Source organism: Sanguibacter sp. Z41_6 (assembly GCF_059621145.1).
The window spans coordinates 1-20,607 of the sequence record NZ_JCAQIF010000006.1; the positions used below are offsets into that span (position 1 = coordinate 1).

Annotated in this window: 20 protein-coding genes and 1 tRNA gene; 5 read left to right on the forward strand and 16 right to left on the reverse strand. The window is 70.9% G+C overall.

The window, feature by feature from the left end; all coding sequences use genetic code 11:
- Positions 1 to 137 precede the first annotated feature (137 nt).
- From AC54T1_RS12645 to AC54T1_RS12700, 12 genes are all read right to left on the reverse strand, one after another.
- Positions 138 to 211: transfer RNA gene (locus AC54T1_RS12645), tRNA-Pro, on the reverse strand.
- Positions 212 to 292: 81 nt separating this feature from the next.
- The gene (locus AC54T1_RS12650; RefSeq protein ID WP_484344404.1) at positions 293 to 1,687 is read right to left on the reverse strand and encodes a UTP--glucose-1-phosphate uridylyltransferase; all 1,395 of its coding nucleotides are present in this window, start codon (positions 1,685 to 1,687) and stop codon (positions 293 to 295) included.
- 98 nt (positions 1,688 to 1,785) lie between these two features.
- Complete coding sequence (gene der / locus AC54T1_RS12655; RefSeq protein ID WP_484344403.1) at positions 1,786 to 3,330, reverse strand: ribosome biogenesis GTPase Der; 1,545 nt, start codon at positions 3,328 to 3,330, stop codon at positions 1,786 to 1,788.
- A gap of 48 nt (positions 3,331 to 3,378) precedes the next feature.
- Positions 3,379 to 4,083: a lysophospholipid acyltransferase family protein gene (locus AC54T1_RS12660; protein ID WP_496912165.1), complete on the reverse strand. Its 705-nt coding sequence runs from the start codon at positions 4,081 to 4,083 to the stop codon at positions 3,379 to 3,381.
- Positions 4,080 to 4,808, reverse strand: a complete 729-nt coding sequence (cmk, locus tag AC54T1_RS12665; protein ID WP_496912166.1) for a (d)CMP kinase — start codon at positions 4,806 to 4,808, stop codon at positions 4,080 to 4,082. Before cmk ends, AC54T1_RS12660 begins: the two co-directional genes overlap by 4 nt.
- Positions 4,805 to 5,167, reverse strand: coding sequence for a chorismate mutase (aroH, locus tag AC54T1_RS12670; protein WP_496912167.1), 363 nt, complete (start codon positions 5,165 to 5,167; stop codon positions 4,805 to 4,807). Before aroH ends, cmk begins: the two co-directional genes overlap by 4 nt.
- A gap of 48 nt (positions 5,168 to 5,215) precedes the next feature.
- The gene (locus AC54T1_RS12675) at positions 5,216 to 6,007 is read right to left on the reverse strand and encodes a pseudouridine synthase (RefSeq protein ID WP_484344399.1); all 792 of its coding nucleotides are present in this window, start codon (positions 6,005 to 6,007) and stop codon (positions 5,216 to 5,218) included.
- Positions 6,008 to 6,700, reverse strand: a complete 693-nt coding sequence (gene scpB, locus AC54T1_RS12680) for an SMC-Scp complex subunit ScpB (protein ID WP_484344398.1) — start codon at positions 6,698 to 6,700, stop codon at positions 6,008 to 6,010.
- Positions 6,693 to 7,517: a segregation and condensation protein A gene (locus tag AC54T1_RS12685; protein WP_484344397.1), complete on the reverse strand. Its 825-nt coding sequence runs from the start codon at positions 7,515 to 7,517 to the stop codon at positions 6,693 to 6,695. The genes scpB and AC54T1_RS12685 overlap by 8 nt, the downstream gene beginning before the upstream one ends.
- Positions 7,501 to 8,316, reverse strand: coding sequence for a ParA family protein (locus tag AC54T1_RS12690; protein WP_484344902.1), 816 nt, complete (start codon positions 8,314 to 8,316; stop codon positions 7,501 to 7,503). The genes AC54T1_RS12685 and AC54T1_RS12690 overlap by 17 nt, the downstream gene beginning before the upstream one ends.
- 149 nt (positions 8,317 to 8,465) lie before the next feature.
- The gene (gene xerD / locus AC54T1_RS12695) at positions 8,466 to 9,395 is read right to left on the reverse strand and encodes a site-specific tyrosine recombinase XerD (RefSeq protein ID WP_484344396.1); all 930 of its coding nucleotides are present in this window, start codon (positions 9,393 to 9,395) and stop codon (positions 8,466 to 8,468) included.
- 20 nt (positions 9,396 to 9,415) lie between these two features.
- A complete protein-coding gene (locus tag AC54T1_RS12700; RefSeq protein WP_484344901.1) occupies positions 9,416 to 10,348 on the reverse strand; it encodes a heme o synthase in 933 nt (310 codons plus the stop codon).
- A 378-nt stretch (positions 10,349 to 10,726) separates the two neighbouring features.
- Between AC54T1_RS12700 and tkt the strand changes: the two genes are divergently transcribed.
- The 5 genes from tkt (at position 10,727) to pgl (ending at position 17,629) form a co-directional block, all read left to right on the forward strand.
- Entirely contained in the window at positions 10,727 to 12,904 is a 2,178-nt protein-coding gene (gene tkt / locus AC54T1_RS12705; RefSeq protein ID WP_484344395.1) for a transketolase, read from the forward strand.
- Between the two features lie 74 nt (positions 12,905 to 12,978).
- On the forward strand, positions 12,979 to 14,175 hold the full coding sequence (tal, locus tag AC54T1_RS12710; protein ID WP_484344900.1) for a transaldolase: 1,197 nt from the start codon (positions 12,979 to 12,981) through the stop codon (positions 14,173 to 14,175).
- Between the two features lie 136 nt (positions 14,176 to 14,311).
- The gene (gene zwf / locus AC54T1_RS12715; RefSeq protein ID WP_496912168.1) at positions 14,312 to 15,853 is read left to right on the forward strand and encodes a glucose-6-phosphate dehydrogenase; all 1,542 of its coding nucleotides are present in this window, start codon (positions 14,312 to 14,314) and stop codon (positions 15,851 to 15,853) included.
- 52 nt (positions 15,854 to 15,905) lie between these two features.
- Positions 15,906 to 16,829 carry a glucose-6-phosphate dehydrogenase assembly protein OpcA gene (locus AC54T1_RS12720; protein WP_484344393.1) on the forward strand — a complete coding sequence of 308 codons (924 nt, stop codon included), beginning with the start codon at positions 15,906 to 15,908 and terminating at the stop codon, positions 16,827 to 16,829.
- On the forward strand, positions 16,826 to 17,629 hold the full coding sequence (pgl, locus tag AC54T1_RS12725; protein ID WP_496912169.1) for a 6-phosphogluconolactonase: 804 nt from the start codon (positions 16,826 to 16,828) through the stop codon (positions 17,627 to 17,629). Before AC54T1_RS12720 ends, pgl begins: the two co-directional genes overlap by 4 nt.
- 109 nt (positions 17,630 to 17,738) lie before the next feature.
- On the opposite strand, the gene AC54T1_RS12730 is transcribed toward pgl, so the two are convergent.
- From AC54T1_RS12730 to AC54T1_RS12745, 4 genes are all read right to left on the reverse strand, one after another.
- Entirely contained in the window at positions 17,739 to 18,092 is a 354-nt protein-coding gene (locus AC54T1_RS12730; RefSeq protein ID WP_484344391.1) for an RNA polymerase-binding protein RbpA, read from the reverse strand.
- Positions 18,093 to 18,129: 37 nt separating this feature from the next.
- The gene (secG, locus tag AC54T1_RS12735) at positions 18,130 to 18,375 is read right to left on the reverse strand and encodes a preprotein translocase subunit SecG (protein ID WP_484344390.1); all 246 of its coding nucleotides are present in this window, start codon (positions 18,373 to 18,375) and stop codon (positions 18,130 to 18,132) included.
- Positions 18,376 to 18,555: 180 nt separating this feature from the next.
- Positions 18,556 to 19,350: a triose-phosphate isomerase gene (tpiA, locus tag AC54T1_RS12740; RefSeq protein ID WP_496912170.1), complete on the reverse strand. Its 795-nt coding sequence runs from the start codon at positions 19,348 to 19,350 to the stop codon at positions 18,556 to 18,558.
- Positions 19,351 to 19,382: 32 nt separating this feature from the next.
- Entirely contained in the window at positions 19,383 to 20,585 is a 1,203-nt protein-coding gene (locus AC54T1_RS12745; protein WP_484344388.1) for a phosphoglycerate kinase, read from the reverse strand.
- Positions 20,586 to 20,607: the final 22 nt, after the last annotated feature.

The following is a 20,607-nucleotide window of genomic DNA, read 5'->3' on the forward strand; positions in this document are numbered from 1 at the left end:
GTTCGGTGGGGGGGAAAAGAGGGGGTGGGCCTGGGCCAACAGTCCTCCTTTTGCTGGCGGGGCCAAAGAAAAATCGAAAGACGAAGAAGGCCGGCCCTGGCTCAGCGTCTCCGCGGACCCAGGGCCGGCCTCGTCTGTCGGGCTGACAGGATTTGAACCTGCGACCCCTTGACCCCCAGTCAAGTGCGCTACCAAGCTGCGCCACAGCCCGTGGGTCCCGGAGGACCTCACCGGTCCCGCAGGACCGTTGAGAATATTACCCCACGTGAGAGGCCCTCCAGGACACGACGCGCTACTCGACGATGCCGTCGTCGGTGATGAGCGAGCCGGCGGGCACGATCGTCGGCTCGCCAGCGCCGCCGAGGACGGCCTCGCCCACCGCTCGTACGTCACCCTCGAACGTCCAGTCCCCGACCACCGAGAACGCGGTCGCCTCGACGAGCGACGGCGGGCCAGCCGCGAAGCGCGCGTCGAAGGCTGCGATCGTCTTGTAGTACGAGGGGTCCAGCGTGACGAGCGGAGCCTCCACGCGGGCGGTGAGGCGGTAGTCCTCCCCCAGCTCGTACACGTCGGAGCGCAGCACCAGGAGGTCGTTCGTCGTCTTGACGGGCAGGAACCGTGAGCGGTCCACCTCGATCGCCACGGCCCCGTCGAACACCTCGATGGCGGCGCCCATCGCCGACTCGATCTGGATGACCGGTGTGGACGAGCCGTCTGTCGGGTCGACCGTCTTGGCGTTGCGGATCACCGGGAGGTGCAGCACCCCCCCGGTGCGCTCGAGCTCGTCGGCGAGCGCCTGCAGGTCGAACCACAGGGAGTTCGTGTTGAAGTACTTGTGGGTGCTGATGTCGCCGGCCGCCTCGGCGTCGGCGTCGAGCACCTGCGCGCTCTCCCGCAGGACGATCCGCCCGTCGGACGTGCGCACGACGAGGTGGCCGCCCTTGCGGTCCGCCGCCGTGCGCCGCGCGACCTCGGCCGCGAACGGCGCGCCGGACGCCGCGAACCAGCCGGCGACCGCGGGGTCGGGAGCCGCCCCGAGGTTGTCGGAGTTGGACACGCTCACGTACCGGAATCCCTGCTCGAGCAGGGCGGTGAGCACCCCGGACGTCTGGAGGGCGGTGTAGAGGTCGCCGTGGCCCGGCGGGCACCACTCGAGGTCAGGGTCGGCGGGCCACTCCACGGGCGTGAGGTCGTCCGCGCGGAGCTTCGGCTCGCGGTTCTGCAGGAAGTCCAGGGGCAGGCCCTCGACCGCCAGGTCCGGGTAGGCGGACAACGCCGCGAGGGTGTCGTCGCGCGTGCGGAAGCTGTTCATGAAGATCAGCGGCAGGCGGACGCCGTACTCTGCGCGGGCGTGGCGCACCTGGCCGACGATGACGTCGAGGAACGTCTGCGTGCCCCGGACCGTGAGGAGCGACTTCGCCCGGTCCATGCCCATCGACGTGCCGAGGCCGCCGTTGAGCTTGATGAGCGCGGTCGCCGCGAGCGCCTCCCGCCCCACCTCGTCCGAGATCTCGAGGTCCGCCTGGTGCGGGACGTCGGTCAGCGGCTGGACCTCGGACTCGGGGATGACGCCCGTGTCGCCGGACTCCAGCAGCCGGTAGAAGTGGGAGAAGACGTCGACCGCTGTCGGGTGCACGCCACCGTCGAGCATCTTCTGCTGTGCCTGGTTCAGCCCGGTTTCGCTCATGGCTCTGATGGTACGGAGACGGGCGCCGCCCGGACAGGTGAACCTGTGAGGAACAGGTCACACTCTCCGGACGACGCCCGCACCGGTCGAGCCGGGGATCAGCGCTTGCGCTTCTCCCGGACCCGGACAGAGATCGTGATCGGTGACCCCTCGAAGCCGAACGTCTCGCGGAGGCGACGCTCGATGAACCGGCGGTAGCCGGCCTCGAGGAAGCCGGTCGCGAAGAGCACGAACCGCGGCGGGCGCGTGGAGGCCTGCGTCGCGAAGAGGATGCGCGGCTGCTTACCGCCACGCAGCGGGTGCGGGTGGGCAGCGACGAGCTCGCCGAGGAACGAGTTGAGGCGTCCCGTCGGGATGCGGGTGTCCCAGGACTCGAGCGACTTCTCCAGCGCGGGCACGAGGCGGTCGGTGTGCCAGCCCGTCTGCGCCGAGATGTTCACCCGGGGTGCCCACTGCACCTGGACGAGCTCCTTCTCGATCTCCCGCTCGAGGAACGGTCGACGGTCCTCGTCCATGAGGTCCCACTTGTTGTAGGCGATGACCACGGCGCGGCCGGAGTCGATCACCTGGGAGATCACGCGGGTGTCCTGCTCGGTGAGCGGGACGCTCGCGTCGAGGAGCACGACGGCGACCTCGGCCTTCTCGATCGCGGCCTGGGTGCGCAGCGAGGCGTAGAAGTCAGCGCCCTTCGTCTGGTGCACGCGGCGGCGGATGCCCGCGGTGTCGACGAAGGTCCACTGCTTGCCCTTGAGCACGACGAGCTCGTCGACGGGGTCGCGGGTGGTGCCTGCCGTGGAGTCCACGACGACGCGCTCGGAGCCCGCCACCTTGTTGAGCAGCGACGACTTGCCGACGTTCGGTCGTCCGACGAGGGCGACGCGGCGTGGACCGTCGGGAACGACGACGCCGTGCTCCGACGTCGTCGGCAGGGCGCGCATCGCGGCGTCGAGCAGGTCACCCGTGCCGCGCCCGTGGAGGGCGGAGACCGGGTGGGGCTCGCCGAGACCCAGGCTCCACAGCTCCGAGGCGTCCGCCTCGGCGCGGGGTCCGTCGACCTTGTTGGCGCACAGCACCACCGGCTTGCCGGACTTGCGCAGGAGCTTGACGACCTTCTCGTCGGTGGCCGTCGGCCCCACGGTCGCGTCGACGACGAACAGCACGGCGTCCGCGAGCGAGATCGCGATCTCGGACTGCTCAGCGACACGTGCTTCCATGCCGAGGACGTCGACCTCCCAGCCACCGGTGTCGACGAGCATGAACTGCCGTCCCGACCACTCGGCGGGGTAGCTCACGCGGTCCCGGGTCACGCCGGGCTTGTCCTCGACGACGGCCTCACGGCGGCCGAGGATGCGGTTGACGAGGGTCGACTTGCCGACGTTCGGGCGGCCCACGACGGCCAGCACGGGCAGCGGGGCGGCGGGCTCAGCGGCGCGGCCGTCCTCGAGCGAGCCGCCGAGGAGCGCGAGGTCGTCCTCGGCCAGGTCGTACTCGGCGAGGCCGGCGAGCAACGCCCGCTCGCGGGCCTCGTCGGAGACCTCGTCGTCCTGCTCGGCCGGTCGCTCGACGGACCCGTCGGCACGCTCGACGATGGGGTCCCCTGCAGGGACGAGGTCTTCGGACGGGTTCTGCTCAGACACACTCATACACCCATTGTCCCAGCCTCAGGGCCCTTTCACGAACACCGTCCGTGACTACGTCGGGGCGCGGCGGTTCGGGTCGTCGACCGGCAGCTCGATCCCCGTGCGCTGCACGGCCCCCGCGACGTGGACCGCGAGCGCGGCGCGGACCGTCTCGTGGCCGACCTCGAGCGCCCGCTTCCCGCTGACCCCGGGCGGACGTTCGATGACGACCGGCGCGCCGAACTCCACGACGAGCCGGCGCCGGAAGCCGGGCAGGCTGCCCACGGCCTCTCCGGTGCGCCGGGTGCCGAGGATCGCGACGGGCACGACCGGGGCGTGCCCGTTGATCGCCAACCACGCCACCCCAGCGCGGGCGGACGCCGCGTCGCCCCGTCCGCGGTTGCCCTCGGGGAAGATGCCGACCACTCCCCCGCGCCGCAGGACAGCGAGCGCCGAGACGAGCGCGCCGCGTCCGCCGTCCCGCAGGCCGTCCTGGTCGATGGGGATCTGCCCGGCGCCTCGCAGGACCACCCCGAGCACGCCGGTGAACAGTGACTCCTTGACGATCATGTGCACGCCACGTGACGCGATCCCGACGACGACGGGGCCGTCCATGAGACCGGTGTGGTTCGCGGCCAGGATCACCGGACCCGTCGCCGGGACGTGGTGGGCACCGTGCACGCGGGTGTCCCACACGCCGCGCGCGAGGAACCGCCCCACCCATCGGCCCCACCGAGGACCCCAGGGCCCTGGCGCCGCGGGTGGGGCGGAGCTCATGCCTGGTCGCCCGTCACCTGCGCCACGACGTCGAGGACCGCGACGACGGTCTGCTCGAGGTCGAGGTCCGAGGAGTCGACCGTGACGACCCCATCGGCAGCGACGTGGAACTGGGAGACCGTCGAGTCGTCCGCGTCGCGGCGCAGCACCTGGTCGCGCGTGGCCTCGACGGCGGCAGCGTCGTCGGCGCCGTGGACGTCCCTGGCACGACGCGCGAGCCGCGCCGCCTCGCTCGCGGTGAGCAGCAGGCGCACGTCGGCGTCGGGAGCGATGACCGTCGTGATGTCACGCCCCTCGGCGACGACCCCGGCACCGCCGGAGAAGCCCGCCGTGCGCTCCTCGTCGATGACGGCCCGCTGCCGGCGGCCCAGCTCCGCGCGCACCCGTGGGTTCGTCGCGACAGCGCTCACGGCTGAGGAGATCGTCGACTCCCGGATGGCCTCCCCGATGTCCGTGCCCGCCACCTCGACCGACGGGTTGTCCGGGTCGACGCCGACGACGAGCGGCAGCTCAGCCACCAGCGCGGCCACCGCATCGGCGTCGGCGAGCTCGACGCCCTTCTCGAGGCACCACCACGTCGCGGCCCGGTACATGGCACCCGTGTCGAGGTACGCCAGCCCGAGCCGGCGAGCGACCTCGCGCGAGACGCTCGACTTCCCGGAGCCCGAGGGTCCGTCGATGGCGACCGTGAGACCCGTCCCGACGATCGCGTCCGATCCGGTCACTGGGCGAGGTCCTTGCGCAACGACGTCGCCCCGTAGAGGTAGACGTGACGCACGTCCGCGCGCGGACGGTCGAGGTTCGCGTGGGCCATGAGGCGCACCACGCGCGGGAGCGCGTGCTCGACAGAGATCTCCGTCGCGCACATGAGCGGCACGTCGCCGAGGCCCATCTCCCGGGCGGCCGCGGCGGGGAAGTCCGCCACGAGGTCCGGGGTGCAGGTGAAGAGGATCGAGATGAGGGCCTCGGAGTCGAGGTCGTTGGCCTCGAGGACCTCGCGCACCAGCTCGGTCGTGCGCTCGAACAGGTGCTCGCGTTCGTCGACGTCGAGCTGTGTGGCGCCACGGATCGCGCGCACCGTCATGGGTGACTCCCTGGTGTTGTGATGGTCAGGACGAAGGACGGGGGCGGCTCAGAGGTCGACGTCGGCCATGAGGGTGCCGAGCTCGGTCTGCCCGAGGACCCGGACGCTCCCCGGGCGCAGGTCGCCCAGGCGGATCGGGCCCACGCGCGTGCGCACGAGACGCGTCACCGGGTAGCCCACCGCGTCGAACATGCGCCGGACGATCCGGTTGCGACCCACGTGGAGCTCGACCTCGATGAGGCTCGCGTTGGGCGAGACGTCGACGAGCTTGTAGCGGTCGACCTTCGCGATGCCGTCCTCGAGCTCGACGCCGTGCAGCATCGTGTTCGCGAGGTTGCCCGGGACCCGTCCCTCGACGCTCACGAGGTACGTCTTGACGATCTCGTACTTGGGGTGGGCGAGCCGGTTGGCCAGCTCACCGTCGTTCGTCAGGAGGATGAGCCCTTCGGACTCGGCATCGAGACGCCCGACGTGGAAGAGGCGCTCCTTGCGGTCCGCGACGTAGTCCGCGAGCGTGGGACGGCCCTCCGGGTCGTGCATCGTCGAGACGACGCCCGCCGGCTTGTTGAGCACGATCGTCACCATGGACGTGTCGAGCTGGATGCGCAGGCCGTCGACGTGCACGACGTTGCGCGTCGGGTCGATCCGCACGCCGAGCTCGTGGACGGGTACGCCGTCGACGACGACACGGCCGCTCGTGATGAGGTTCTCGCACGCGCGCCTGGACCCCAGGCCGGCCGTGGCGAGCACCTTCTGCAGTCGCACGCCGTCCGGCACGTGGACGTCGCGGGGCGGCTCTTGCGGTCGGGCGGGCTTGCGGCCGCCGCGGGTGTTGCTCATCTACTTCTCCTCCAGGTCAGGCACGTCGGTTTGCTCGGTGAGCCGTTGCGGCCCGGGTCCCGCTCCACGCCCGCGGGCGTGGAGGTCGTCGGCCCAGTCGAGGGCGTCGATCTCCGGCAGGTGCGGGGCCAGAGCGGGCAGGTCGTCGAGCGAGGTAAAACCCATGCGCTCCAAGAAGTATCCCGTGGTTCCGTACAGCACCGCACCACTGGACGGGTCGGAGCCGGTCTCCACGACGAGTCCGCGCGCCAGGAGCGTGCGCATGACGCCGTCGACGTTCACGCCGCGCACCGCCGAGACCTGGCCCCGCGTGACGGGCTGCCGGTACGCGACGACGGCGAGCGTCTCCAGCGCGGCATGGGACAGCCGTGCGGCCTGCCCGTCGACGATGAACTGCTCGACGACGTCCGCGTGGGCCGCGGCGGAGTAGATGCGCCAGCCACCTCCCGCCTCGCGCAGCTCGAAGCCCCGGACCCGGACGGACCCCGCCGGGGTGCGTCCGCGGTACTCCTCGGCGAGGCGCACGAGGACGGCCTCGACGTCGACCGTCGGCAGCCCGACGACCGCAGCGAGCCGTGCCGCCGGCACCGGCTCGTCGGCCACCATGAGCACCGCCTCGATCGCTGCGAGCACCTCGTCCGCGACGTCTGCGGCTCCCCCGTCGCGGACGCCACCGTGATCGACGTCATGCACCGGCGGTCACCTCCACCGGCAGGTCGAAGTCCCCGACGACGTCGACAGCTCCCACGGCGGAGCCCGTCCACCGCACCGTGAGCTCGCCGAGCGCCGTCTCCTGCTCGAAGGCGACCACGCCCTCCCGGAACAGCTCGAGCAGAGCGAGGAACCGGGCGACGACGACGAGCACCGACCCCGCGTCGGCGACGAGATGGTCGAACGTCGCCCCGCCGAGGGCCCGCAGTCTCTCGACGACGCCGTCGGCCTCGTCGCGCACGCTGACGGTCGGGGCGTGCAGGTGCTCGACGTCGACCTCGGGGAGCACCCGCGGCGCGAAGGCGGCGTTCGCGAGCGCTGCCAACCGCTCCGGCGTCAACGTCCACACGAGCTCCGGGAGCACCGCGGCGAGGTGCGGCTCGAGCGGGACGGCGCGCGCCACGCGCCGGCTGCTGTCAGCCATCCGCCCGGCGAACACGGCGGCGAGCTGCTTGTACGCGCGGTACTGCAGGAGCCGCGCGAAGAGCAGGTCCCGGGCCTCGAGGAGCTCGAGGTCCTCCGCGTCGTCGACGTCGCCCGCCGGCAGCAACCGGGCAGCCTTGAGGTCGAGGAGCGTCGCGGCGACGACGAGGAACTCGCTCGTCGTCCCGAGGTCACGGTCGCCCGCACGCAGGTAGGCGATGAAGTCGTCGGTCACCCGCGCGAGCGCGACCTCGGTGATGTCCATCCTGTGCTTGGCGATGAGCGAGAGCAGGAGGTCGAACGGACCGGTGAAGTTGTCGAGCCGGACCTCGAAGCCCCCCGCGGGTACCGCGGGCGGCTCAGGCGGCGTCGCCACGGGCGACGAGCTCGCGCGCCAGCTGCCGGTACGCGATCGCACCGGCGTGCGTGGGCGCGTACGTCGTGATCGGCTCGGCCGCGACCGACGAGTCGGGGAACTTCACCGTCCGACCGATGACCGTGTGCATGAGGGTGCCGCCGAACGCCTCGTGCACCCGGCTGACGACCTCGCGAGCGTGCAGCGTGCGGGGATCGAACATCGTCGCGATGATGCCGTCGATCTCGAGGCGGGGGTTGAGGCGGTCCCGGACCTTCTCGATCGTCTCCACGAGCAGCGCGACCCCGCGCAGCGCGAAGAACTCGCACTCGAGCGGGATGAGGACCCCGTGGGCCGCCGTGAGGGCGTTGACCGTGAGCAGCCCGAGCGACGGCTGGCAGTCGACGAGGATGACGTCGTAGTCGTCCTGGACCGGACGCAGCACCCTCGCCAGCACGGACTCGCGGGCGACCTCGCCGACGAGCTGCACCTCCGCGGCGGACAGGTCGATGTTCGCGGGAAGCACGTGCAGCCCGGGAACCCCGGTCGGGACGATGGTCTCGTGGATGTCCGCCCGGCGCTCCATGAGGAGGTTGTAGACCGTCTGGTCGAGCTCGTGCGGGTTGACCCCGAGCCCCACCGACGCCGCACCCTGGGGGTCGAAGTCGACGATGAGCACCCGGCGGCCGTACTCCGCGAGGCTCGCGCCGAGGTTGATGGTCGTCGTCGTCTTCCCGACGCCGCCCTTCTGGTTGCACATCGCGATGATCCGCGCCGGTCCGTGGCTCTCCAGCGGAGCGGGGACGGCGAAGTCCGGCATCGGACGTCCGACGGCGTCGAACGTCTGATCACTGGTCTCTGTCGGGGCCTGGCTCGTCACGCGTTCACGCTACCGCAGCCTGGGCGCAGCGTGGCCGGAACGCGCCGGAGCGAGGAGTGTGAGGTCCGTCCCCGGCATCGCGGGCGCGCTCAGGCGAGGGCTCGGGGGTGGGACTGGACGTAGACCTCGCGCATCGCGTCCGGGGTCACCATCGTGTACACCTGCGTCGTCGTCACCGACGCGTGCCCGAGGAGCTCCTGCACGACGCGGACGTCGGCCCCGCCCTGCAGCAGGTGCGTGGCGAACGAGTGCCGCAGGGTGTGCGGCGAGATGTGGTCGGCGCCCGGGAGCCCGGCGCGTTCGGCACAGGACCGCAGCACCGCCCACGCGCTCTGCCGGCTCAGTCGCGTGCCCCGGGTGTTGAGGAACACCGCGGGCGTGCCCCGACCGTTCGCCGAGAACACCGCGCGGGCCCGGACGAGGTAGGCCTCGAGGGCCTCGACGGCGTAGGAGCCCACCGGGACCACCCGCTCCTTGCTGCCCTTGCCCAGGAGCCGCACGGAGGCGGCGCCGGGCGCGAGGTCGAGGTCGTCGACGTCGAGGTTGACGGCCTCGGAGATGCGCGCACCCGTCGAGTACAAGAGCTCGAGGAGGGCACGGTCGCGCAGCTGCGCCGGCCCGTCCCCCTCACCCGCCGCGTCGAGCAGGCGCTCGACGTCGTGGGTCGAGATCGCCTTCGGCAGACGCTTCGGCTGGTTCGGACGGCGGACCGCCGCCGTCGGGTCCGCCGCAGCCACGCCCTCCGCGACGCAGAACCGGTGCCAGCCCCGCAGCGCTGCCAGGCTGCGGGACGTCGACGCCGCGGACAACGGTGCCCGTCCGTCGCTGCCCTCACGCACGGTCGTCACGTACCGCTCCACGAGGTCCGGGGTGACCTCGCCCACCGGCGTGCCCGAGGCGTCGAGGAACTCCACGTAGCGAGTCAGGTCGCGCCGGTAGGCCGCGACGGTGTTGGGCGAGCTGCCGCGCTCGACCACGAGGTGGTCGAGGTAGACCTGCAGAGCGGCGGCGGACGTCACGGCAGTGAACCGCTGTGCCGTCAGAAGGGCAGGAAGACGTCGACGGCCACCGCGGTGAACAGCAGCGTGAGGTACGTGATCGACCCGTGGAACACACGCATCTCGGCGAGCTTGCCCCGCTCGGGATGCTGGGCGCGGCGGTACATGCTCAGGCAGTCGTAGGTGAACCATGCGCCCAGGACGACCGCGGCGACCGTGTAGAACCACCCCATGTCCTCGAGCGGGACGAGCGCGAGCGAGCAGGCGACCATCGCGAGGGTGTACGCGATCATCTGCCGCGCGACCTTCGTGTTCTCCGCGACGACGGGCAGCATCGGGACTCCCGCGGCTGCGTAGTCGCGGCGGAACTTCATCGACAGCGGCCAGTAGTGCGGCGGCGTCCAGAAGAAGATGACGAGGAAGAGAGCCAGTGCGCCCCAGCTGAGCTCGCCCGTCACGGCCGACCAGCCGATGAAGACCGGCATGCACCCCGCGATGCCGCCCCAGACGATGTTCTGGGGTGTGCGTCGCTTGAGGATCATCGTGTAGCCCACGACGTAGATGAGGATCGCGCCGGCCGTCAGCAGCGCCGAGGCGACGTTCACCACGAGCGCGAACCAGCCGAGCGCCAGCGCACCCAGGGCGAGACCGAAGACGAGCGCCTCGCGCGGGCTCACCTCCCCGGTGACGAGCGGTCGCCGCTTCGTGCGGTTCATGACCTCGTCGATGTCGCGGTCGAGGTAGCAGTTGAGGACGTTGGCCGAACCGGCCGCCGCAGTACCCCCGACGAGGGTCGCGAGCACGAGCCACAGCGAGGGCAGACCGTCCGCGGCGAGGATCATCGTCGGGATGGTCGTCACGAGCAGCAGCTCGATGATGCGCGGCTTCGTCAGTGCGACGTACGCACCGACCTTGCTGCGCGGGGCGGGTGCGCCTGCTGCCCGGACCGACGCGTCGTCGCGTCCGTCCGGCAGGGAGGGCGTGGCCTGGGTCGATGTGTGCACGCGGGGCTGGGTTCCGTTCTGCGTCCGAGGGAAGGCAGTGTCGAGCTGTGCGCGCGCGGCCGGAGCGCGCGGATGCCTGGGAGGACTCCGACCATGGTACGTCCCCGGAGCGTTCTCACGGCGGGGCCCGGCCCTCCGTGCGCTGTGAGATGCGTCGTCCCTGCCTGGGTTCCCGCGTGGGTCCGCGCGTGCGTCACCCCGTGGACACTCCCCCGGCGCGCGGGCAGGAACGGATAGGGTGGACGGAGCAACTGCGTGCCAGCGTGGGCCGCAGTTGCCTGAGGAACTCGTGACAAGAATGTCCACGACTGATTCCGGCGGGCTCGCGCCCCGGAGAAATGAGGTTCGGTGAACGCGTTCGCTCCCGCAGAGCAGCCCTTCGACTGGTCAGAGCTCGACGACCGTGCGGTGAAGACCATCAAGGCCCTCGCCGCAGACGCGGTCGAGAAGGTCGGCAACGGACACCCGGGGACCGCGATCTCCCTGGCCCCCGCCGCGTACCTCCTCTTCCAGAAGGTCATGCGCCACGACCCGAGCGACTCGCAGTGGGTCGGCCGCGACCGCTTCGTGCTCTCCGCCGGGCACTCGTCGCTGACGATCTACCTCCAGCTGTTCATGGCCGGTTACGACCTCAACCTCGACGACATCAAGTCGCTGCGCACGTGGGGCTCACGTACCCCCGGCCACCCCGAGTACTCCCACACCGACGGCGTCGAGATCACCACCGGGCCGCTCGGCCAGGGCCTGGCCTCCGCCGTGGGCATGGCGATGGCCGCGCGCCGTGAGCGCGGTCTCCTCGACCCCAACGCCGCGCCGGGCGAGAGCCCGTTCGACCACTCCGTGTTCGTCATCGCCGGCGACGGAGACCTCCAGGAAGGCGTGACGAGCGAGGCCTCGTCGCTCGCCGGCCACCAGCAGCTCGGCAACCTCGTGGTCATCTACGACCAGAACCACATCTCCATCGAGGACGACACCGACATCTCGTTCAGCGAGGACGTCCTTGCCCGGTACGAGTCCTACGGCTGGCACACCCAGCGCGTCGACTGGACGCAGGGTGGCACCGGCTACGTCGAGAACGTCGAGGAGCTCGCCGCGGCACTCGCCGCCGCGAAGTCCGAGACCGGCAAGCCGTCGATCATCGCGCTGCGCACCGTCATCGGCTGGCCGTCGCCGAGCAAGCAGAACACCGGCAAGATCCACGGCTCCGCGCTGGGGACCGACGAGGTCAAGGGCCTCAAGGTCGCCCTCGGGCTCGACCCCGAGGAGTCCTTCGCGGTCGCGGACGACGTGCTCGCGCACGCCCGGTCGGTCGGCGAGCGCGGCGCTAAGCTGCGCGAGCAGTGGTCCGTCGGCTTCGAGGCGTGGAAGGACAGCAACCCCGAGGGCGCCGCGCTCCTCGAGCGTCTGACGACCCGCACCCTCCCCGCAGGCTGGTCCGACGCCCTCCCCGCGTTCGAGGGCGGCAAGGACGTCTCGACGCGTGCCGCGTCCGGCAAGGTCCTCACGGCCCTCGCCCCCGTCCTTCCCGAGCTCTGGGGTGGGTCCGCGGACCTCGCCGAGTCCAACAACACGACGATGGAGGGCGAGCCCTCCTTCATCCCGGTCGAGCACGCCACGAAGGCCTGGATCGGCAACGAGTACGGGCGCACGCTGCACTTCGGCATCCGCGAGCACGCGATGGGCGCGATCCTCAACGGGATCGTCCTGCACGGTGGCACCCGCGCCTACGGTGGCACGTTCCTCGTCTTCTCCGACTACATGCGCCCGGCGGTCCGCCTCGCGGCTCTCATGCGCATCCCGTCGACCTTCGTGTGGACCCACGACTCGATCGGTCTCGGCGAGGACGGCCCCACGCACCAGCCCATCGAGCACCTCGCTGCGCTGCGGGCCATCCCGGGCCTCGACGTCATCCGCCCCGCGGACGCCAACGAGGTCTCGTGGGCGTGGAAGACGCTCCTCGAGAACAACGACCGGCCCGCCGGTATCGTCCTCACCCGCCAGAACGTCCCCACCTACGTGCGCGGCGACGGCGCGGCGACGGACGAGACGTTCGCGTCGGCCGCAGGCGTCGCGCGCGGTGCGTACGTCCTCGTGGACGCAGCGAACGGTGAGCCGGACGTCATCCTCGTGGGCACCGGCTCCGAGGTGCAGCTCGCCGTGGCCGCTCGCGAGGCGCTCGCTGCCGACGGTATCCAGGCGCGCGTCGTCTCGATGCCCTGCCGCGAGTGGTTCGACGGGCAGGACGCCGAGTACCGCGAGTCGGTCCTGCCGGCATCCGTCAAGGCGCGTGTCTCCGTCGAGGCAGGCATCGCCCAGGGCTGGCGCGAGATCGTCGGTGACGCCGGGCGGTCCATCAGCATCGAGCACTACGGCGCGTCGGCCGACTTCAAGACGCTGTACCGCGAGTTCGGCATCACCGCCGAGACCGTGGCTGCCGCAGCCAAGGAGTCGCTCGCCGCAGCAGGCTCCGCCTCGCCGGGAGCGGCACCCACGCCCTCCGAGGGCGGGACGGGCGACCAGAAGTAAGCAGTGACGACGGGCGGGCCCACGGGCCCGCCCGTCGTGCATTCCCCAGACGTCCAGCACCGTAAGGAGAGGTCATCGTGGCATCAGCAGACACCACCCCGGTCCAGTCCCCCGCGACCGTGCAGCTGTCCGAGCAGGGAGTTGCCATCTGGCTCGACGACCTCTCCCGGGAGCTCATCGCCACCGGCGAGCTCGCCACGCTCGTCTCCACCCGCGGCGTCGTCGGTGTGACGACGAACCCGACGATCTTCGCGAGCGCGCTCGCGAAGGGCTCGCAGTACGACGCGCAGCTGACCGAGCTCGGTGCTCCGGCCGACGACGAGGAGCTCACCCAGGACGTCTGGACCATCGTCACCCAGGACGTGCGCGACGCCTGCGACATCCTGCGCCCCGTCTACGACGCGACGAACGGCGAGGACGGTCGGGTCTCGATCGAGGTCGATCCCCGGCTCGCACGGGACACCGACGGGACGGTCGCGCTCGCCCACGAGCTCTGGACGTCGGTCGACCGCCCGAACCTCTACATCAAGATCCCCGCGACGGTCGAGGGGCTCCCCGCCATCACCGCCGCCATCGCCGCCGGGATCAGCGTGAACGTCACGCTGATCTTCTCCCTCGAGCGCTACCGCGCGGTCATCGACGCCTACCTCGCCGGGATCGAGCAGGCCCTGGCGGCGGGGCGGGACGTCAGTGGAATCGGCTCGGTCGCGTCGTTCTTCATCAGCAGGGTCGACAGCGGGGTCGACGCCAAGCTCACCGAGATCGGCAGCGAGGCGGCCAACGAGCTGCGCGGCCAGGTGGCCATCGCGAACGCGCGGCTCGCCTACGAGGTGCACGAGGAGACCCTCGCGAGCGACCGGTGGGCCCGGCTCGCGGCGGCCGGTGCACGCCCGCAGCGCCCCCTGTGGGCCTCCACAGGCGTGAAGGACCCCGCGTACCCGGACACGCGGTACGTCACGGAGCTCGTCGCGCCCGGCGTCGTGAACACGATGCCCCGAGCGACGCTCGAGGCCGTCGCCGACCACGGCGAGATCACCGGGGACACCATCACGGAGACCTACCTCGAGTCACGCGAGATCCTCGACAAGCTCGCGATGGTGGGGGTGAGCCTCGACGACATCACCCGCCAGCTGGAGGACGAGGGTCTGTCGAAGTTCGTGACGAGCTGGACCGAGCTCCTGGACACCGTGCGCGAGGGCCTCACCGATCCCTCCTCGCCCGTCTCCCCGGGCGGACCCAACGCCTCCGAGGGCCCCGGCGCCTCATCCTGAGACACCCCGCCCGCGCAGTCGCCCCCTGCTGTAGAACAGCACCGAGGTGCGCGAGCCGGTCCCGCCGGTGCGCACGCAGGTCAGATCCGCAGTGCCTCGTCCAGGGGCACGTGCGAACCAAGAGATGTGAGATCACGTGAGCCCCGCACCCATCACTGCCGAGTCCAACCCGCTCCGCGACCCCCGAGACCTGCGTCTGCCGCGCATCGCCGGCCCGTGCGGACTCGTGATCTTCGGAGTCACCGGAGACCTCGCGCGCAAGAAGCTCATGCCCGCCGTCTACGACCTGGCGAACCGCGGCCTGCTCCCGCCGGGGTTCGCGCTCACCGGGTTCGCCCGGCGCGACTGGGAGGACCAGGACTTCGCCGAGGTCGTCCACGACGCGGTGAAGACCTACGCGCGGACCCCTTTCAAGGAGTCCGTGTGGAAGCAGCTCGCCGAAGGCATCCGGTTCGTCCAGGGAACCTTCGACGACGACGCCGCCTTCGAGCGGCTGGCCGAGACGGTGCACCAGCTCGACGTCGAGCGCGGCACGGGTGGCAACCACGCCTTCTACCTCTCCGTGCCGCCGAGCGCGTTCCCGATCGTGTGCAGGCAGCTCGCGCGGTCCGGCCTCTCAGAGTCCCCCGAGGACGCGTGGCGCCGCGTCGTCATCGAGAAGCCCTTCGGCCATGACCTCGCGAGCGCCCAGGAGCTCAACGACGTCGTCTCCGAGGTGTTCCACCCCGACTCCGTGTTCCGGATCGACCACTACCTGGGCAAGGAGACGGTCCAGAACCTGCTCGCGCTGCGGTTCGCGAACCAGATGTACGAGCCCATCTGGAACGCCAACTACGTCGACCACGTACAGATCACCATGGCCGAGGACATCGGCATCGGTGGTCGCGCCGGGTACTACGACGGCATCGGCGCTGCCCGGGACGTCATCCAGAACCACCTCCTGCAGCTCCTCGCGCTCACGGCGATGGAGGAACCTGTCTCGTTCAGCGCGAACGACCTCATCGCCGAGAAGATCAAGGTGCTCTCGGCGATGCGGCTGCCCGCCGACCTCGACGCCCATACCGCTCGCGGCCAGTACAGCGCCGGGTGGCAGGGCGGCGAGGAGGTCGTCGGCTATCTCGAGGAGGCAGGGACCGACCCCGAGTCCGTGACGGAGACCTTCGCAGCGATCCGCGTTGACATCGACACACGTCGATGGGCGGGTGTCCCGTTCTACCTGCGCGCCGGCAAGCGTCTCGGCCGACGCGTCACGGAGATCGCCGTCGTGTTCAAGAGGGCGCCCCACCTACCGTTCGAGTCCACCGCGACGTCCGAGCTCGGCAAGAACGCGATCGTCATCCGGGTCCAGCCCGACGAGGGCGTCACGCTGCGGCTCGGTGCGAAGGTGCCGGGCACCGCGATGGAGGTCCGCGACGTCACCATGGACTTCGGGTACGGGCACGCGTTCACCGAGTCCTCCCCCGAGGCGTACGAGCGGCTCATCCTCGACGTGCTCCTGGGCGACCCGCCGCTGTTCCCCCGGCACGAGGAGGTCGAGCTCTCCTGGAAGATCCTCGACCCCATCACCGCCCACTGGGAGAGCGCAGGCCGCCCCGACCCCTACCGCTCGGGAAGCTGGGGCCCCGCGTCGGCCGACGAGATGCTCGCACGCGACGGCCGGGCCTGGCGTCGACCATGAGGCCGACCCTGCCCGCCGACGTGACCGCACCACTGCTGAGGGAGAACCGCACGTGATCATCGACATGCCGCAGACGACCGTCGGAGCTGTCGGGAAGCGGCTCATCAAGCTCCGCGAGGAAGGCGGTGCCATCGCCCTCGGACGCGTCCTCACCCTCGTCATCATCGGCCACGAGGACGACATCGAGGAATCGATCGACGCCGCGAACGACGCGAGCCGTGAGCACCCGTGCCGCATCGTCGTCATCGCGACGGACGAGAACCGCCCGACCAACCACCTCGACGCGCAGATCCGCGTCGGCGGGGACGCGGGCGCGAGCGAGGTCATCGTGCTCCGCCCGTCGGGGCCCCTGTCGGCGCACCCCGACACCCTCGTCATGCCGCTCCTGCTGCCCGACGCGCCGATCGTTGCGTGGTGGCCGAACGAGCTGCCCGAGAGCCCCTCCGACGACCTCGTCGGAGCCATGGCGCGGATCCGGATCACGGACGCGATGAACCGGCCCGACCCGTGCGCCACGCTGGCCACCCTCCGCGCCAACCACCGCCCGGGTGACGTCGACCTCGCGTGGACACGCATCACCGTGTGGCGCGGGCTCATCGCGGCCGCGCTCGACCAGCCCCCGTTCCAGCCCGTCGAGTCCGTGATCGTCGAGGGCGACGAGTCACACCCGTCCGTCGACCTGCTCGCGGCGTGGCTCGGGCACCGGCTCGACTGCCCCGTCACGCTCAACCGGCGGCCCGAGGCCCAGGCGATCACGCGGGTCGTCCTGCGGCGAGCGTCCGGCGAGATCATCATCGACCGTCCCGAGGGCCACATCGCGACGCTCACCCAGCCCGACCAGCCGGTCCACCGCATCTCGTTGCCCGTCCGCCAGCTCCGCGAGTGCCTCTCCGAGGAGCTTCGCCGGCTCGACCCGGACGAGGTCTACGGTGAGGTGCTCAGCCGCGGTCTCGACGCGGCAGTGGTGGGAGCATGACCGGGCACCGGCTCGTCGTCGTCCACCCGTCGGCCGACGTCCTCGCGGAGGCCGCTGCGGCGCGACTGCTCACCCGGATCCTTGACATCCAGTCGGTCCGGTCGCCCGTGCACGTCGTCCTCACGGGTGGGACCGTCGGCATCAAGACCCTCGCCGCCGTCCGCAGCAACCCTGTGCGCGACGCCGTCGACTGGACCGGCGTGCACCTGTGGTGGGGCGACGAGCGGTTCCTGCCCGCGGGCGACCCCGACCGCAACGAGACGCAAGCACGCGACGCGCTCATCGACGCGCTGCAGACGCTGCCCGCGGAGAACGTCCACGCGATGCCTGCCGCGGACGGCGAGCGGACCCCGCAGACCGCTGCCGAGGAGTACGCGAGGGAGCTCGCGCGCCTCGCAGAAGCAGGTGCGTCGACGCCTGCATTCGACATCACTCTCGTGGGCATGGGCCCGGACGCCCACGTGGCGTCGCTGTTCCCCGGCAACGCTGCGCTCGGTGTGACCGGCCAGCCCACCACCGGGGTGCTCGACTCCCCCAAGCCGCCCGCTGAGCGCGTCTCCCTGACGTTCGAGGCGCTGCGCGCCTCGCACGAGGTGTGGGTGGTGGCCGCGGGGAAGGACAAGGCGCCTGCGGTCGCCGCCGCACTCGGCGGAGCGGACATCGAGGTCGCCCCGATCGCGGGCGCCGTCGGTGAGTACCTGACCCTCTGGCTCGTCGACACCGCTGCAGCGTCGGCCCTGCCGACGCCCACAGACGGCGGTGGGACAGCATCTGACGGAGCCACGGGCTCCGACATCTAGGCGACAGGTAGGCGGCGCGCCGGCTCGGACAGGTAGGCAACGGGTAGCGTCGCGCTGCTCCGACAGGTAGATGGTGCGCCGCTCAGCGGCGATCAGCCCCCGCTCAGCGTCAGATCCGCCCTCCGCGGCGGGCGCGCAACGCGGAGAGGGCTTCGTCGAGAAGGGCCTCCCCGTCGGCCTCGCTCCGGCGCTCCTTCACGTACGCGAGGTGCGTCTTGAAGGGCTCGTTGCGCACGGCGGCGGGCGGGTTCTGCGCGTCCGGGCCAGCGGGCAGCCCGCACTTCGGGCAGTCCCACTGCTCGGGCACCTCGATCCCGGCCTCCGTCGAGAAGCTCGGCCGAGTCTCGTGCTGCTTGGCGCAGAAGTACGAGACGAAGAAGCGTGGCGCAGTATCACCACGCTCTGCCTCACCCAACGGCCCTGCACCGACTCGCGATCCTCGGATCGCACTACCACCAGCCACTTTGACTCCTCAGTGCGCGGTGAACGGCCGTAAGGCCCTAGGACCCGACCTTGATCATGAGACCCAGCAGGACGACGGTGGCGAACCACACGAGGGCGAACCCGATCGTGATGCGGTTGAGGTTGCGCTCAGCAACCCCCGAGCTGCCGACGCTGCTCGACACCCCGCCGCCGAACATGTCCGACAGCCCGCCACCCTTGCCCTTGTGCATGAGGATCAGCAGGATGAGGAAGAGGCTCGTGAGGACGAGGATGATCTCGAGGGAGATGCGCAGGATGTCCACAGGTTCGTTTCGTTCCTCTAGCTCGCCGGGCCCGCGAGTGGGACCCGTGATGTGTGGCACCGCTGGCGCCGAGGTCAAGAGTAGGCCAAGATGCCGGCCGCAGGCCACAGGCCCGCCAGAACCGTGCGATTCCGACGGGCCTGAGGCCGGGGGCGACGCGCACCGAGGTGCGCGCGCCCATCAGCTGGCGGCGTGAGCCTGGTAGCGGGCGATCTTGGCGAACTCGTCCGCATCGAGGCTGGCTCCGCCGACGAGCGCGCCGTCGACGTCCCGCTCCTTCATGAGCTCGGCGATCGACGACGACTTCACCGAACCGCCGTAGAGCACGCGGACCGCGTCGGCCACCTCGGCCGAGTACAGCTCGGCGAGACGAGCCCGGATCGCGCCGGCAACCTCCTGCGCGTCCTGCGGGGTCGCGACCTCACCGGTACCGATGGCCCAGACGGGCTCGTAGGCGATGACGACCTTCGCCGCATCCTCGGCGCTCAGCCCGGCGAGAGCCCCGTCGACCTGCGCGAGGGTGTGCGGCACCTGCTCCCCGGCCTTGCGCACCTCGAGCGCCTCGCCGACACAGATGATCGGGACGATGCCGTGGCTGAGCGCAGCCTTCGCCTTGGCGTTGACGAGAGCGTCGTCCTCGCCGTGGTACTGGCGGCGCTCGGAGTGACCGACCGCGACGTACGTGACGCCGAGCTTCTCGAGGAACACGGCCGAGATCTCACCCGTGTACGCACCGGACTCGTGCTGGGACACGTCCTGCGCCCCGTAGCTGAGCTCGAGCTTGTCGGCGTCGACGAGGGTCTGGATGCTCCGGAGGTCGGTGAACGGTGCGAGCACCGTGACCTCGACCGCCGAGTAGTCGTGCTTGCCGTCCTTGAGCGCCCAGGCGAGCTTCTGCACCAGGTGGATCGCCTGGTGGTGGTCCTGGTTCATCTTCCAGTTGCCCGCGATGAGCGGGGTACGCGTGCTGGCCATGGTGGAATCCTTCGTGGTGTGGGGGGCGACGCTCATGCGTCGAGGACGGCGATCCCGGGAAGCGACTTACCCTCGAGGAACTCGAGGCTCGCCCCACCGCCGGTGGAGATGTGGCTGAACGCACCCTCGTCGAACCCGAGGATGCGCACCGCTGCCGCGGAGTCTCCGCCGCCGACGATCGTGAACGCGCCGTTGTTCGCGGTCGCGTCGACCAGCGCCTGCGCGATCGCCCGGGTCCCACCGGAGAACGCCTCGAACTCGAAGACGCCGGCCGGACCGTTCCACACGACGGTCTTCGCATCAACGATCTTCGATGCGAAGAGTGCCTGGGAGTCGGGACCGATGTCGAGGCCGATCATGCCGTCGGGGATCGCGTCAGCAGGCACGACGGTGGCCGGCGAGTCCGCCTTGAACTCCGGTGCCACGACGATGTCCGTCGGCAGGACGATCTCGACGCCGGCCTCCTCGGCCTGCGTCAGGTAGCCCTTGACCGTCTCGATCTGGTCGGCCTCGAGCAGCGAGTTGCCGACCGAGTACCCCTTGGCCGCGAGGAACGTGAAGACCATCCCACCACCGATGAGCAGACGGTCGGCCTTGGTGAGGAGGTTCGCGATGACGCCGAGCTTGTCCGAGACCTTCGAGCCACCGAGGACGACGACGTACGGGCGCGCGGGGTCTTCCGTCGCCTTCTTCAGCGACTCGACCTCCTTGAGCACGAGCGAGCCGACCGCCGACGGCAGGACGCGCGCGACGTCGTAGACGGACGCCTGCTTGCGGTGCACGACTCCGAAGCCGTCGGACACGAAGGCATCAGCGAGCTTCGCGAGGTCGGCGGCGAGCGACGCACGCTCGGCGTCGTCCTTCGACGTCTCCCGCGGGTCGAAGCGGATGTTCTCGAGGAGTGCGACCTCGCCGTCCTTGAGCGCCGCGACCGTGGCCGTCGCTGACTCGCCCACCGTGTCGGCCGCCAGCGTGACGGGGACCCCGAGGAGGTCACCGAGACGTGCAGCGACGGGAGCGAGGGAGTACTTCTCCTCGGGAGCGCCCTTGGGGCGACCGAGGTGCGCGGTCACGACGACCTTGGCGCCCGCGTCGACGAGCGAGCGGAGCGTGGGGAGCGCGGCGCGGATGCGGCCGTCGTCGGTGATGGTCGTGCCGTCGAGCGGCACGTTGAAGTCGGAGCGGACGAGCACGCGCTTGCCGCGCAGGTCGCCGAGGTCCTCGATCGTCTTCATGGGTTCTCCAGGTGGTGGGTGC